This is a genomic window from Marivirga lumbricoides (genome assembly GCF_014636295.1).
GTDB lineage: Bacteria > Bacteroidota > Bacteroidia > Cytophagales > Cyclobacteriaceae > Marivirga > Marivirga lumbricoides.
Genome location: NZ_BMEC01000004.1, coordinates 36,358 through 50,842, shown reverse-complemented (window position 1 = coordinate 50,842; position 14,485 = coordinate 36,358). Strand labels below are relative to the sequence as shown.

13 protein-coding genes are annotated in these 14,485 nt (G+C 37.4%); 3 read left to right on the top strand and 10 right to left on the bottom strand.

Going from position 1 to position 14,485, the window contains the following annotated elements; genetic code table 11:
• Positions 1 to 33: 33 nt before the first annotated feature.
• Positions 34 to 702: a hypothetical protein gene (locus tag IEV85_RS07210; protein ID WP_188461722.1), complete on the bottom strand. Its 669-nt coding sequence runs from the start codon at positions 700 to 702 to the stop codon at positions 34 to 36.
• 75 nt (positions 703 to 777) lie between these two features.
• Positions 778 to 1,314 carry a hypothetical protein gene (locus IEV85_RS07205; RefSeq protein ID WP_188461720.1) on the bottom strand — a complete coding sequence of 179 codons (537 nt, stop codon included), beginning with the start codon at positions 1,312 to 1,314 and terminating at the stop codon, positions 778 to 780.
• 415 nt (positions 1,315 to 1,729) lie between these two features.
• Between IEV85_RS07205 and IEV85_RS07200 the strand changes: the two genes are divergently transcribed.
• On the top strand, positions 1,730 to 4,174 hold the full coding sequence (locus IEV85_RS07200) for a prolyl oligopeptidase family serine peptidase (RefSeq protein ID WP_188461718.1): 2,445 nt from the start codon (positions 1,730 to 1,732) through the stop codon (positions 4,172 to 4,174).
• A 177-nt stretch (positions 4,175 to 4,351) separates the two neighbouring features.
• Here IEV85_RS07200 and IEV85_RS07195 read toward each other — a convergent pair whose 3' ends face one another.
• Positions 4,352 to 5,047 (bottom strand): hypothetical protein, encoded by a 696-nt coding sequence (locus tag IEV85_RS07195; protein WP_188461716.1) that lies wholly within the window; start codon positions 5,045 to 5,047, stop codon positions 4,352 to 4,354.
• Entirely contained in the window at positions 5,048 to 5,683 is a 636-nt protein-coding gene (locus IEV85_RS07190) for an SGNH/GDSL hydrolase family protein (RefSeq protein WP_188461714.1), read from the bottom strand.
• Positions 5,684 to 6,042: 359 nt separating this feature from the next.
• Between IEV85_RS07190 and IEV85_RS07185 the strand changes: the two genes are divergently transcribed.
• On the top strand, positions 6,043 to 7,623 hold the full coding sequence (locus IEV85_RS07185; RefSeq protein WP_188461712.1) for an OmpA family protein: 1,581 nt from the start codon (positions 6,043 to 6,045) through the stop codon (positions 7,621 to 7,623).
• On the opposite strand, the gene IEV85_RS07180 is transcribed toward IEV85_RS07185, so the two are convergent.
• From IEV85_RS07180 to IEV85_RS07155, 6 genes are all read right to left on the bottom strand, one after another.
• Positions 7,611 to 7,967, bottom strand: a complete 357-nt coding sequence (locus IEV85_RS07180) for an MmcQ/YjbR family DNA-binding protein (protein ID WP_188461710.1) — start codon at positions 7,965 to 7,967, stop codon at positions 7,611 to 7,613. The genes IEV85_RS07185 and IEV85_RS07180 overlap by 13 nt on opposite strands.
• On the bottom strand, positions 7,967 to 8,197 hold the full coding sequence (locus tag IEV85_RS07175) for a DUF6728 family protein (RefSeq protein WP_188461708.1): 231 nt from the start codon (positions 8,195 to 8,197) through the stop codon (positions 7,967 to 7,969). Before IEV85_RS07175 ends, IEV85_RS07180 begins: the two co-directional genes overlap by 1 nt.
• Before the next feature lie 31 nt (positions 8,198 to 8,228).
• Positions 8,229 to 10,184, bottom strand: a complete 1,956-nt coding sequence (ispG, locus tag IEV85_RS07170) for a (E)-4-hydroxy-3-methylbut-2-enyl-diphosphate synthase (RefSeq protein WP_188461705.1) — start codon at positions 10,182 to 10,184, stop codon at positions 8,229 to 8,231.
• A gap of 431 nt (positions 10,185 to 10,615) precedes the next feature.
• Complete coding sequence (locus IEV85_RS07165; protein ID WP_188461704.1) at positions 10,616 to 11,200, bottom strand: 3'-5' exonuclease; 585 nt, start codon at positions 11,198 to 11,200, stop codon at positions 10,616 to 10,618.
• Complete coding sequence (gene nhaC, locus IEV85_RS07160) at positions 11,197 to 12,639, bottom strand: Na+/H+ antiporter NhaC (protein WP_188461702.1); 1,443 nt, start codon at positions 12,637 to 12,639, stop codon at positions 11,197 to 11,199. The genes IEV85_RS07165 and nhaC overlap by 4 nt, the downstream gene beginning before the upstream one ends.
• A 58-nt stretch (positions 12,640 to 12,697) precedes the next feature.
• Positions 12,698 to 13,828, bottom strand: a complete 1,131-nt coding sequence (locus IEV85_RS07155; RefSeq protein ID WP_188461700.1) for an NAD(P)/FAD-dependent oxidoreductase — start codon at positions 13,826 to 13,828, stop codon at positions 12,698 to 12,700.
• A gap of 127 nt (positions 13,829 to 13,955) precedes the next feature.
• On the opposite strand from IEV85_RS07155, the gene IEV85_RS07150 reads away from it, so the two are divergent.
• Positions 13,956 to 14,462 (top strand): DUF4442 domain-containing protein, encoded by a 507-nt coding sequence (locus tag IEV85_RS07150; RefSeq protein ID WP_188461698.1) that lies wholly within the window; start codon positions 13,956 to 13,958, stop codon positions 14,460 to 14,462.
• Positions 14,463 to 14,485: the final 23 nt, after the last annotated feature.

Here is a 14,485-nt window from a genome sequence, read left to right as displayed (position 1 = left end):
CTAAAATGAAATCTCTTTAGCCTCTAATCCGGCTTAAGATTTAAGAATATTTATTTTTATACCGTGCATCTTCAATTTCTCAGTTATTTCTGATTCTTCATTTAAATCAATAAATTCAAATTTAGTCCTTGGTAAGAAATATCTGTATAGTGCTTCTCTGATGTTTTCAGATTTATCTAAATCCAATTTATTCAAACCAATTACATAATAAGATTCTTCTGTATCAATATAATCTCCTACAATGGGCTCTTCTGTAAGTTTTACCCCTTTCTCCTCCCACTTTTTGAAACCTTTCAGAAATTCTTGTATTATATCTTTTGATGGCTGTAAAAAAATAGTACTTGCTTTTCGGATAACTACTTTTCTCTTTTCAAAATCTCCCTGACCTAAATTATCATATACATCATCAGTAATATCTATGCCTGTCCGATTGCTTTGGATGGTTTTATAAGTAATAACAGGTCCCAAAGGTAAGCCCCACCATCCCCACAGTAATGTTATAAAATTATACTTCTTATTTATTTTACTAATTTTATCGTCTGGCCTGATAAAATAAACTCTCGATATTCTTTTTACAGGTGACCAAGGGCGGGGTATTAGATAGATGAAAAAAATAAATTTACTTCCCCGAGTTCTTTCTTCATTAAGCTGAGCAAAAGTAATATCATCTGGCAAAGATAATTTGAACGCGTCTTTTTTCATTTTTTACTAGCTTCTTATTTAATTTTATATCACTATATTTTATTAGCTTCAAAGCTGTTATTCCGTAATTTCAAGTTAACCCTTTTCTCCTCCGGCCCCAAATCCTAAAATTGAAGCTAAATATGTATTTTGTTTTAAAATACGATGCGATTTTCTAACACTCACGAATCCATATCCCAATATTACTAAAATGATCATTTTCCATAAAATACCAGTAAATAAAGCAATGGGGCTGATTAATAGAAGGATAATGTAATAAAATACAATCAGACCGAGAGAAATCCCAATAGCCATTACTGGTTTCCTGTAAGTTAGAAGACCAAACCCAATAAACATCAACCCTAAGAAAACGCTAATACCCACTACTATTGAAGAGCCGGAACTCATAAGAGGCGTAAAAGGACCGATAAGGTAGAACGCTCCCACAGCATACAAAATAAGGCGTGCATTTTTAAGTTTGCCAATTGATTCTTCCACATCACTTTTCTGTATCACTTGCCTTGCAGTAAAAGCTGCTTGTTCTTGCACCGTTCCCTGAATAGGATAATTACAAACATTGCAGATCATCACTTCGTCTCCTGCTTCATTCTTACAGTTATTGCATTGTATCATTTTCTATTTTGGTTAAACTAAAATAAGCTTTTCCTACATTTTACAAGACAAGAAGAAATATGCTCGCTCTTGTCAATTTTAACTTTAAACCTAAGTTTTTTCTAAGTGTAGAAATAATCATTCATCGAAAACTGCTGAAAATTTTCATGAATATTGGTTTGCTTCCGACAGAGTCACTACTCTTCCTCTCCTACCTCCCTCCTTTGCAACGAAGAAGTAAGAGCAAAGCTCTTGTAAAGCTGTCCATTGTAAGTGCTTTTCTTACCTACAGCTATACTACAAAAGATATAAATCAAATCTCTAATGCTACCTCTCATGTAATAGTAAGACTATACTATTGAATATTAAAACAGAACGCTTTAAATTAAATCATTCTAAACAGGTTTATTCTAAATTTCACCTTAAATTAAAAACAATGAAAAAACTAATGCCAATTCTTCTCCTCCTGCTTCTGGCAACTTTTGCTAAGGCACAGGAAAGTCTTAAATACCAAAAACCGCCTACAGAAATACTGGAACTGGTAGAGGCCCCTCTTGCTCCTTCTGTGTTAATTGATAAGAAAGGCGAAAATGTAATTTTACTTTTTCGTGATCCCTACAAATCAATCGCTGAATTATCGGAACAAGAGTTAAGGCTCGGAGGATTAAGAATTAATCCTAAAACCAATATAGGCAGCAGAACTACCTATTATAACAATATCAAAACAAAGAAGGCACTTAAACCATCTAATACTGAGGTAAAAGGGCTTCCTGAAAACCCACGATTAGCAAATTTCAACTGGTCGCCAGATCAGCAAAAAATAGCCTTTACCCACACCACCGACAAAGGAGTGCAGGTTTGGGTGCTAGACATCAAAACTTCATCAGCCAAAAAGCTGACTGACGAGATTGTAAATGCCAATATGGGCAATCCATTGGAGTGGCAGAAAGACAATTCCGGATTGTTTGTCACCACCCTACCTGCCGACAGAAAGGAGCTAATTAATACTGAAGAAGCTATTCCTGACGGACCCATTATTTCAGTAAGTAAAGGTGAAAAAGCGCAAAACAGAACTTATCAGGACTTACTAAGTAACCCAAATGATGAGTTTAATTTTCAGCAGCTGGCACTTTCAGAATTGAAACTTCTTTCTTTAGAGGGAAATCTAAAGCCATTTCTTCCGACTGCCATGTATTCTGATGTTTCTGTTTCTCCTGATGGAAAGTATGTAATGGTGGAGAAAATAAAGAAGCCATTTTCTTACCTGGTGCCCTACTATAGGTTCCCCAGCGAAACCAATGTATATGACCAATCTGGTAAGTTGGTGAATAAAGTGATGGATGTACCACTTCAGGAGGTTTTGCCCCAGGGATTTATGGCAGTAAGAACAGGCCGAAGAAGCATGAATTGGCGCTCAGACAAACCTGCTACACTCATCTACGCAGAAGCGCTTGATGAAGGAGACCCTGAAAAAGAGGTTCCTTATAGAGACGAAATTTTTGAATTAGATGCTCCTTTTAAAGGTGAAGGTCAACCTATGTTTAAAACGATCAATAGGTTTTCCTATGTACAATGGGGTACAGAAGATATTGCCGTAGCGCATGATTACTGGTGGAATACAAGGAATACGAAATCATATGTTTTCAATCCTTCAGACAACAGCCAGAAGCCAAAAGTTATAGTGGATAGAAGTTACCAGGATAACTACAGCGACCCGGGCTACTTTGTTACCACTAAAAATGAGTTTAATGAAACAATACTGGTAATCAATAATGGCAACAGTTACCTGATGGGAGATGGTTATTCAGAAAAAGGACAGTTTCCTTTTGTAGACGAACTGAACCTGAAAAATTTAAAGAAAAAAAGGCTATACCAGTCAAGTTATACTGACAAGCTGGAAAACCTTTATTCAGGTATAGATATGAAAAAAGGTGAAATACTTGTAAGGATTGAATCGCAAAATGAATATCCTAACTATTACATCAGAAACATCAATAAAAAAGAAGATTTAAAGCAAGTCACAGCTTTTGATAATCCTTTCAAGAGCATGCAGGATGTACATAAAGAAATCATCACCTACAAACGAGAGGATGGTCTTAGCCTTGATGGAACACTCTATCTTCCTGTGGGATATGATAAGCAAAACAAAGAGAAAAAGCCTATGATTATGTGGGCCTATCCAAGGGAGTATAAAGATAAAAACAGTGCTGGGCAGAACACTTCTAATCCTAATAAATTTATTTACCCTTACTATGGAAGTCCGGTTTATTGGGTTACACAAGGTTATGTGGTCTTGGATAATGCAGCCTTTCCTATTGTGGGCGAAGGAGAAGAAGAGCCTAATGACAGCTTCAGAAAACAGCTGGTGGACAATGCCAAAGCAGCCATTGATGCTGTAGATGCCCTTGGATACATAGACAGGGAAAAAGTGGCTGTTGGAGGGCATTCCTATGGAGCCTTTATGGTGGCCAATTTACTGTCCCACTCGGATCTGTTTGCAGCCGGAATTGCCAGAAGCGGAGCATACAACCGAACGCTCACTCCTTTCGGATTCCAAAGTGAGGAACGTACCTACTGGGATTCACCAGAAACCTATTATAACATGTCTCCTTTTATGCATGCAGATAAAATGAAAACCCCACTTTTACTCATCCATGGAGTGGCTGATAACAATTCCGGTACCTACCCGCTGCAAAGTGAAAGATATTTTAATGCACTGAAAGGCTTAGGTGCCACCGCAAGGCTAGTTATGTTGCCAAAAGAAAGCCATGGCTATAGTGCTAAGGAAAGTATATTACACATGCTGTGGGAACAACACGAATGGCTGGAGAAATATGTGAAAAATAAGGAGGCTAATACTGCCAATGAGAACCCTAAATAATCAAATAATCTGAAAAAGAGTTAGAATGTAGTTCTACTGATTTTACATTCCCCTGCTTTCAGAGCTGAGAATTCAAAACACCTCTTCCTACATGATTACAAGGAGAGGTGTTTTTTATTTAATAGGATTAATTATTTACAAAGATTGAGATGGGTTTAAAAATGAGATAGACGAAGCTTACCCTTCTTCTTCCTCTGTATCAGTTGTGGGGGTTTCCTCAGGCACCGCAGCAGCTTCATTGGCTTCTCCTCCACCTTCATTCTCAGACCTACGTTTGCCTTTATCTTTCTCCTTCTTATCTTTTTTACCACCAAATAAGCCCTTCATAAAGCCTCCTCCACTCTTTGTAGAGTCGTTTGCTGCTGACTGTTCTCTATTCTGTTTCGCTTGTGCTGAATCCCTGGCGGCTGCCTGTGCAAGCAACACATCGTTTCCTACCAGAAGCATATATTTTACAAAATCTACATTATAATGGAAACGTTTGGTATTATCCCAGGCATCTGAATCTTCATCAGTCAATTGCAACGTATCCATTGCTATTTCAAGACTGTCGAAATCTACCACAGGCTCTTTTCCTCTATTGGCTAAGAGAGAGTCCATTTCATCGCTTAAAACATCTTTTTGCTCAATTTGTAGAAGCTTTTGCTGCTTCCAGAAACCATATTCTTTTTCCTTCAACCCATAAATATCCGTTTTATGAGTAGTGACACTGGCCTCCAGGATCAGTGAATCATTTTTAAAATAGGAAAACCGCTCCTTCTGCTTTTGAGGATCAAGTATATAGGAACTTTGAAAGGCAGCACATACCATTTTATCCTTGCAGGAAGCAAGTAATAATGAAGAAATGATAAAAAGTATGGCTAAGCGATTCAACTATTGTCTATTTAATTGTTGTTGCACACCTGCAAATAAGTAATCCACCCACTCGGTATACATAGTAGCAGAAGGGTGAAGCTTATCTTCAGCTAAATATTTTTTTGGTTGGTTCACAGCTTTTAACGATAGCGGGGTAATGTCATAAAATTTTACCTGATGCTCTAACGCTATTTGGCGTGCAATGGTATTGTACTGCAATAATTCTTCTGTCACTTTTTTATTATCTATCCCCTTTTCTTCAGCAAAGGGTGTAATTCCATAGTCGGGTATGCTCACAACAAAAACGCTACCTGTACTCCCACCGGCTAATTCTATCGCCTTTTTCAAAAGTACTTCAAACTCTTTTTTGTATTGTTCAATTGGGTAGCCTCTATATTGATTATTTACACCAATTAACAAGCTTACCAAATCAAAGTTTGTTGCATTGCCTAAATCCTTATCTTCTTTAATAGCAGCTAGCAACTCATCTGTTGTCCAACCTGTGGTGGCAATAATTTTCTCCAACTTTACCTTTTCACCCAGTTGGTTAAGTTTTTCTGTCAACAAAACCGGCCAACGTGATTCCTCTTTAACCAGTTCCCCAATAGTATAAGAATCTCCCAGGGCCAGATAAGAAATTTTGTTCTGAGACATCAGCAGATTTGAATTAATTGTTATAACAAACAAAAATAAGCTTAAAATGGCCGTTTTCATAATATTAAGTAAATATGTTCATTTTTTATCATCATTTCAGATCTTAAAAAACATTTATATCAGCTAGCTTTTTACGCAACACAAAGATAGCAAAATTTCCTCTTGGCATAAGCCGTACCAAAACCCTAAAACCTTACATCCACTATCATCCATTTAAAACTACACTGGTTTAATACTAAGTTATACTATGTTGGTCGAAAAATAAGATTATTTGTATTTAAACCTGTGATATTTCTTCCAATTAATTCGTTTATCCTACAATTCAATGATATATTTACATGTTATTAGAAATTTAAATAGTGCGCAAATTTTATCTATATCTTACTTGTCTATTAATTCCCTATTTATCCGTTTCACAAGATAAAGTTACAACCCAGGGAATCCCCGGAAATGTAAATAGTTCTTTTCAGGATGTTAGGCCTGTTATTTCCGATAATGGTAAGGACTTATACCTAAACAGAAGATTTCATCCGGATAATATACGAGGTACCAAAGATTTTCAGGATGTTTGGGTAAGCAGGTACGATTCCCGTGGGGTTTGGACCAAGCCAACAAATTTAGGCGAGCCCTATAATAATAAACAGGCGAATGATTTGGTCAGAGTTAGTGCCAGCGGGGATTCAATGGTTTTTGTAAATGCATCTTATAAAGGATTGCGATCCGAATTGGCCCTCTTTTTAAAAGGAGATAAAAAAGGTGCTAACATGACTATTGATGGATTCTATAACAAAAGCCCCTACGTTGATTTCGATTACAATTTCAAGGAGCAGGTGATTATTATGGCTGTTGAAAGAAAGGACAGTAAAGGTGATCAGGATCTTTATTACAGCGTTTATCAACCCAAGGAAAATTCTTTTAGCACCCCAATGAGCATGGGAGACATCATCAATTCTGAAAAAGCTGATTTCGCTCCTTTTCTTACCACAGATGGCAACACCCTGTTTTTTGCAAGCTATGGTCATAAAGGAAAAGGCGGTGCTGACTTGTTCATGAGCCATAGAAAAGATGACTCATGGAACAATTGGACTACGCCTGAAAACCTGGGAAGTGTTATTAACACCTCAGCTGAAGAAACTTTCGTGTCGATTGATCCCACACTACAATACCTATATTATGACTCTTACCCAGCTGGCGCCACCAACCGGGATATTTGGCGTGCAACGCTTTCCGATGAGCTTAAAAATAAGATTATTGCAGCAAAAACTAAGGTAAGAAACAGCATTGCAGGCACTACAGCCTCCACACCAATTGAGGCACCTTTAATTTCTAATGAAGTTCAAACGAATGAAAAAGCCATAGCTTCAGCTCCTAATCAAGAAGCCACATTACCACTTTCTCAAAATGAAGTAGTAAAAGAAGCAGCAGTAATTAATCAGTCACCAATTACTGAGAAAACAAGTACTACCACCGAAACTAAGAATCAATCTTTGGAGAAAACTGCTGCAACAGAGCAAGAAGAGACTGGCTTCTTTGCCAGGATAGGAGAGAAATTAGGTATAGGCAACACTAAATCGGTGGAATACGGCCCTCCGGGCCCCAAAGGGGTTAAAATAACCTCAAATGTTTACTTTAGGTTTAATTCAGACAAAGTGCAAAACAAATACAATGGATTACTAAGTGAAATTAAAAAAGAGCTGGAGGCAAACCCTCAGTCAAAAATATTACTTGAAGGACATACAGATGGCATTGGCGGTGAAGATATTAATATTGATCTTTCCTGTAGAAGGTCCAAAAGCCTGAAGCAGGAATTGGCAGAAATGGGAATAAATCCTTTAAGGATCGAAATTAGTTGTGAAGGAAAAGAAAGACCTCTGGCATCAAATGATGATGAAGTAGAAGGTCGGGAGCTGAACAGAAGAGTAGAATTCTACATATTCTGATTCACCTCATCCCGTAACTTTTTAGGCAATTTGGATACCACCAATTCATAGCTATGGTTAATCCATTGCTTTATCTCTTTATCAGGCAGGCTACCATCCATTTCAATGGTATTCCAATGCGTTTTGTTCATATGGTAGCCAGGTTTTACAGCTTCATAGCTTTCTCTTAAAGCTATGGCCTTTTCCGGATCACATTTTAGGTTAATGCTTTGAAACAAATCTACATCTACCAAAGCGAACATTTTCCCCATTACTTTAAACACCAAAGTGTTTTCATCGAAAGGGAATTCTTCCGTAGCACCATATTTTTGAAGGCAGTAATTTCGAAACTCTTCAATATTCATTATCTCATAATTGCACGAACTGTCATCACAATTATAGCAATTAAAAACATAATAATGGAAATTTTATTGATGCCGTGCATCATTTTCAAATTGATGTTGGAAGGGGCATTAGGATCTTTCTTCCCGAAAAGTCTACCCATATAAGTAAAAACTTCTCCTAATTGAAAATATTTTTTCCAGCTTCCGGTATTCTCTTTGTTCAGGTTTTCTAAGTCTCTCTGATTCTTCATAAATATTCTTATTTCTCAACTGCTAACAACGTTAGGCTGTTTCAGGTTCTAGCCACATGCCATCTTTTCTGATTATCTCTATTAATTCATCAACAGCTTTTTCAGAAGGTACACTTTTCTTCACTACCTCCTGCCCTTTATATAGCGTTATTTTTCCTTTTCCGGATCCCACATAGCCATAATCTGCATCTGCCATTTCACCAGGGCCGTTTACAATACAACCCATAATACCAATTTTAACCCCCTTGAGGTGATTGGTGCGTGATCGTATCATAGCAGTAGTTTCCTGCAGGTCAAATAAGGTGCGGCCACAGGAAGGACAGGAAATATATTCAGTTTTTGATATCCTGGTTCTACTCGCTTGCAGAATATTGAAAGCTGTCTCGTTAACAGCCTTATCTCCCCCACAATTTTCAGCAGCTATAAACACACCATCTCCCATGCCATCAATCAGCAGAGCCCCTATATCGGTAGCGGCATATAACTGTAGCTTTTCAATTGATAAATCTTTGTAGGCTCTTCCTATTATTACCGGAACATCGCATGCTGACTGAATCAGTTCTACAAACAGACGCCTTTGTTCAGCCATACCATGCTCATTGTAGGTATCAATTAGTAGCACAGTGGTTTTATCACTTTTTAATGCCTCAATTAATGACTTATCCAATTCAGACAAAGTAGCATAGATAAAATTAAGAGAGGGATGCTTTTCTACACCACCTAAGAAATCTTTAGCATTAATAAATGGATACCTTCTGTCTTTGTTCTTTTCTTTTAACCATGTATTGTACTCATGTACTATACCTAAAGTGCCGGGAATCTCAAAATCTATAGTTTTATTGTAAGTGAAAACATAATCGCAAGCCAGGTCAGAAATAGACCACTTATCGAGAGGGACAGAGTAATTGTAACCTACTGCGAAAAGGGAGGCAGGAGTAATTTCTTTTTTCAGAGAAAAATCTGCCATTACAACAGGTACTTCTTTAGCTCCTATGTTTATTACTTTTCTACTTACTCGTTTTTCGTATTCAAAGGGATTAAAAGGACAATCAGTTATTTCGGGTATCGCATCATGGGATGACCTGTTTTCATATCTATCTGCTAATACTTTGGCAACAGGTATTTCATATTCCGGCTCCTCTGTTAAAGAAACACGGATAGTATCGCCCAAACCGTCTTCTAAAAGCGTGCCGATCCCTACGGAGGATTTAATTCTGCCATCTTCTGCTTCACCTGCTTCTGTAACACCCAAATGTAATGGGTAAGGCTTTAAACCTTCCTCATCCAGCTTTTGCACCAGTAACCTGTAGGCCTGCACCATCACCTGCGGATTACTGGATTTCATGGAAACTACAATATTATAATATTCCATGTCTTCACAGATTCTAATAAATTCCAAAGCAGATTCAACCATTCCAAAAGGTGTATCACCATATCGGCTCATGATTCTGTCTGATAAGGAACCATGGTTTGTGCCTATGCGCATGGCTGTGCCATGATCTTTGCAGATTTTCACCAGAGGGGCGAATCTTTTTCTTATTCTGTCAAGCTCTTCTGAGTAGCCCTCTTCAGTATATTCAATTGTTTCAAATTTCTTTTTATCGGCATAATTACCCGGGTTTACCCTAACCTTTTCTACAATTTTTGCCGCTAATTCCGCAGCATTAGGGGTAAAATGAATATCCGCCACCAATGGCGTGTTATAGCCTCTGGCTACTAATCCGGCTTTTATTGCCCGTAAATTTTCTGCCTCTTTAATGGAGGGTGCTGTAATTCTGACCAACTGACAGCCAGCTTCTATCATCCTGATAGATTGCTCTATAGACCCTTCTGTATCCATTGTATCAACAGTAGTCATTGACTGCAACACAATGGGATGGTTACCCCCAATAGTGATGTCACCTACTTTTACAGGAATAGTTTCTCTGCGGCTGTATTTGACCAGACTATTACAGTATTTTTGAAAGTTTTTTACAGAAATCTCCATATAAATAATTCTCTCCTCGGATTAAACAACAAAATAAAGAAATTGTTAGTGTAACAACTATATTTTTAGAGATTATTTCTAACTTCTATCCAGTATTAAATCTAAATATCAATTACTTATAGTTATTAAGCAGGAATATTAAGTTATTTTATACACTTTCGGAAAACACAGACAAAGAGGCCACCTAACCATTTAGTCAGAGATGGAAATAGAGAGTGATAGTAGTAGAAAGCAGATGAGCTTTGAAAAATATATTACTCCTGCATCTATAAAATTAAACTTGAAGAAAAAAGAGTAGTTAAAATTTAAACGCTTTTAAAATCTATTATCTCAATTTACTGATTAAAGGTTCGCGTAAGCTTGGAAACCACTTTAACAATGCTCTTAAGCTCAGAAAACAATAGGCTATTTTCTTAAATCCCTGATAAACGCTAAACCCATTCAAGTTTTTGAAACTCCTGATATACTTTCAGGCATAAATAGGCATCAGTAGCAGCATAATCCAGCTGCGCTTGAGACAGTTGTTCTCTCTCCCAGTTAGAAGTCTGTTGCGCCTTCGAAATTCTCTTATTTAAGAAAATAGCTGTTAAATTTTTAGCTCCTATTTGCTTTACATTGTTTTGTTCTGCAATAGTGCTAATATCCTCAAAGCCCTGTGGCTCAAATTTTCTTAACTTTTGCAAATCTTTGATGTCATCACGGATGCCTGCTCCTACTTTTATTATTGAGGGGTCTTCAAATATCCTTACAAGATCACCAGGGAAACCACATAAAAGGTTTCTTATTACAAAAACCTCCTCTTCAGTAGCTAATTGAATTAAGGAAACAGGATTATAGACCCCCTTTTTAAAAGCAGGTTTTGCTTCAGTATCAAACCCTAAAACAGAAGCTCTCCATAGTTTTGGAATTACCTCTTCCCAATCTTCATCTTTTTCTAAAACTTTTATTTCGCCCTCGAACTTCCAAAGCGGTAGCTCATTGATAGCTTCTTTAGTAATTTCTAAAACTAAACTCATTTATCGGTAAATCTTCTTATTTTAATATTCAGGTAAGCAAAAAGGATGGTCATAAACGGGCTGATAATATTAAAAAAGCAATAAGGAGCATATACCCATGTGGAAACTCCCAAAACAGACGACTGCGTGGCTCCACAGGTATTCCAGGGAATTAGTACGCTGGTAACAGTTCCTGAATCTTCTAATGTTCTACTCAATACTTCCGGTTTTAAACCTCTTTCTCTATAGGTTTCCGCAAACATTCTACCAGGTACAACTATGGCCAGGTACTGATCTGAAGCAGTTATATTGAAAAACACGCATGTTCCTGCTGTAGAAGCCACCAATGACCCTGTAGAGTTTGCTAATTTAATTATAGAGGCTGTTATTGTTCTTAACATCTTTGTGGACTCCATAATTCCCCCAAATACCATAGCACACATAATTAACCAGATAGTATTTAACATACCCGCCATTCCACCAGTAGACAGCAACTCATTCACCATTGCATTATCTGTGTTGATGCTAATATCTCCATACATGGCTAGCATCACCGCTTTATAGGAGGACTCAAAGAAACTACTCGCTTCGCCTGCGATAGACTCTACTATCTGAGGTTGAAAAATAATAGCAAATACCCCACCCAGTAATGAACCAATTAATAAAGCCGGAATGGCTGATATTTTTCTTACAATCATAGCAATAACGGCTGCAGGCACTAGAAATAACCAGCCATTGATATTAAATTTTGTCTGGATAGCGGACTGTACCATTCCAATTTGTTGAATATCTGCTTCAGAGCTATTCATAAAGCCCCATACCAGAAAAATGATTAAGGTGATCAAAAAGGTAGGCCCGGTTGTATAGGCCATGTATTTAATGTGGGTAAATAAATCAGTTCCGGCCATTGCAGGTGCCAAATTGGTGGTATCACTTAAAGGCGACATTTTATCTCCGAAGTAAGCACCTGAAATAATAGCACCAGCTACTACGCCTTCGCCCAGTCCCAATGTTTGGCCTATCCCTAAAAGTGCAATACCAAGTGTTGCTATAGTACTCCAGGAACTTCCTGTAGCCACTGAAACAATAGCACTTACCACGCAAGCAGCAAATAGAAATATGGTTGGGTTTAAGATCTCAAGCCCGTAGTAAATCATGGCGGGCACAATACCGCTTAAGAGCCAGGTACCAGCCAAAGCTCCAATTAACAAAAGAATTAATATTGAAGACATCGCAGAACTGATACTTTCCACTATCCCGTCCAGCATGTGAGTCCAGCTGTAGCCAATCCTTAAGGCGACTATGGCTGCAACGCCCGCTGCTAAAATCAGTGCTATTTGATTAGAACCATCTAATGTAGCATCTCCAAAATAGTAAACATTTAGACTAAGAAGTACTATTAAAAAAATGATGGGTATTAAAGCTTCCAGCAAGCTAGGCTTTCTCTGCGTTTCCGTCATGTGGCTATTTTCTGACTAAATTTTTAAATTGAATTCGAAATATAATAAAAATTATACATCAGTCATTCAATAATCTTTGTATTTCCTCTCCTATTTGAGTTCCAATGGCAACTCCCATACCTCCTAATCGCGCGCCAACCACAATTTTGTCTGTTACTTTTTTTACAAGCGGTGATTTATTTTTTCCAAATGCCATAATACCTGACCATTCCATATCTATGCTGAAAGATTGACGAGGTAAAATTAGCTCAGTAATATCATCTAATATCCTTTGCTTTATTTTTGGATTAATTCCAGGTTCTAAAGTACTTTCAGTTTCCATATCCAGATTACGTCCTCCCCCTATTAATAATCTGCTTCCCACATTTCTGAAATAAAAAAAGCCTTCATCATAATGAAAAACTCCTTTCGGTTTTAGTTTGTCAATAGGATCAGTAATCATAACCATTCCTCTTCCGGGATTAATAGTTTCGTTGGGGAGAAACTGTTTGCTGAAAGCATTGGTGCATATAGCTACCTTTTCAGCTTTAAAATAAAGGGGTTTCCCATCCGCAGCATCAACGACTTCAACCTCTACCATCTGTTGTTCTTCAATTTTCGTCACCTGGCATCCCGTGAAAATTTTAATTCCTTGCTGCGCACAGATTTCCCACCAGGCTTTCATCATTTTACCAGTATTTATTTGACCCTCATACTGGTTACTCACTACTGAGTTTATTTTTTCAGAAGAAAATCCAAACTGATTCACCAGATTTCTATTTTCCTTAAAAACATTCTCTGCAAAAATATTTTTAAGAAGCTGATTAAAGTAATCAATCCTATCCAACGCAGGAATCTCCTTCTGCCTTATTAACTCATATCCTCCATTATTTTGATAATCTATGGTTTGGTCACCCAATGTACTTCTGAGCTTTTGAAGTCCCAACCATCGCTTTTCTACAAGTGCCAGCAGGTTTTCTTCTCCCAGTTTAGGAAGATCATCTGCCAGCTCAGTTAAACTGCCAAAGCAGGCAAACCCTGCATTTTTAGTACTGGCCCCTGATGGAAAAATACCTCTTTCCAGCAAAGCAATGGATGCTTTAGGATATCTCTTAGCTAAATGATAAGCCGTGGAGCAGCCCACTATACCTCCTCCTACCACTATAAAATTAAACTTTGTAAAATGCTCTCTCTCCCAAAAACTGATCATTCTGCGCTTACTTTGTAACTTAAAAAATCTTTCATTTGAAAAATAGAAGGTTTTAAACGACATTGGTCATTTTAAAATCAACTTCTATTAACCAAATCTACTTCAATCCGATTTAATCAACAACATTATGAATCTGAATCAGCTAATCAGGAAGGCAAGCCAGTCAAAATTCTATTTATGGGTACTCAACAGAGGTCTGGATTATATGATCCCTTTTAACAAGCCTCATGGTTTTCAATTAATTAGCATTCAGGAAGATAAAGTAAGGACTAAACTTCCTTATAAAAGGAGAAATCTTAATCATATTAAGGGCATCCATGCCTGCGCTATGGCCACCGTTTCCGAATTCACTACTGGCTTAATGATTTTATATAAGCTGGATGCAAAGAAATACCGCATTATTATGCAAAAGCTTGAAATGGATTATCATTTCCAAGGTAAAATGAATGCCTATGCTGAATTTTCGATTGATGCTAATTGGGTGAAAGAAAAAGTTGAAGAGCCTTTACAAAAAAATGATGCTGTTGTAATTCCCTGTGAGATCAAACTCTACGATGAGAAAGAAAACCATCTCAGTACAGGATTAATTTATTGGCAGATTAAGCCGTGGGATAAAGTAAAAACCAAGAAATAAAAAAAACCGCTCTCCTAAGAGCG

Excerpts from the sequence above, each read along its gene's own strand:
- IEV85_RS07210 (WP_188461722.1), bottom strand. The coding sequence starts at position 702 with ATGAAAAAAGACGCGTTCAAATTATCTTTGCCAGATGATATTACTTTT.
- IEV85_RS07205 (WP_188461720.1), bottom strand. The coding sequence starts at position 1,314 with ATGATACAATGCAATAACTGTAAGAATGAAGCAGGAGACGAAGTGATG.
- IEV85_RS07200 (WP_188461718.1), top strand. The coding sequence starts at position 1,730 with ATGAAAAAACTAATGCCAATTCTTCTCCTCCTGCTTCTGGCAACTTTT.
- IEV85_RS07190 (WP_188461714.1), bottom strand. The coding sequence starts at position 5,683 with ATGTCTCAGAACAAAATTTCTTATCTGGCCCTGGGAGATTCTTATACT.
- IEV85_RS07180 (WP_188461710.1), bottom strand. The coding sequence starts at position 7,967 with ATGAATATTGAAGAGTTTCGAAATTACTGCCTTCAAAAATATGGTGCT.
- IEV85_RS07175 (WP_188461708.1), bottom strand. The coding sequence starts at position 8,197 with ATGAAGAATCAGAGAGACTTAGAAAACCTGAACAAAGAGAATACCGGA.
- ispG (WP_188461705.1), bottom strand. The coding sequence starts at position 10,184 with ATGGAGATTTCTGTAAAAAACTTTCAAAAATACTGTAATAGTCTGGTC.
- IEV85_RS07165 (WP_188461704.1), bottom strand. The coding sequence starts at position 11,200 with ATGAGTTTAGTTTTAGAAATTACTAAAGAAGCTATCAATGAGCTACCG.
- nhaC (WP_188461702.1), bottom strand. The coding sequence starts at position 12,639 with ATGACGGAAACGCAGAGAAAGCCTAGCTTGCTGGAAGCTTTAATACCC.
- IEV85_RS07155 (WP_188461700.1), bottom strand. The coding sequence starts at position 13,828 with ATGATCAGTTTTTGGGAGAGAGAGCATTTTACAAAGTTTAATTTTATA.
- IEV85_RS07150 (WP_188461698.1), top strand. The coding sequence starts at position 13,956 with ATGAATCTGAATCAGCTAATCAGGAAGGCAAGCCAGTCAAAATTCTAT.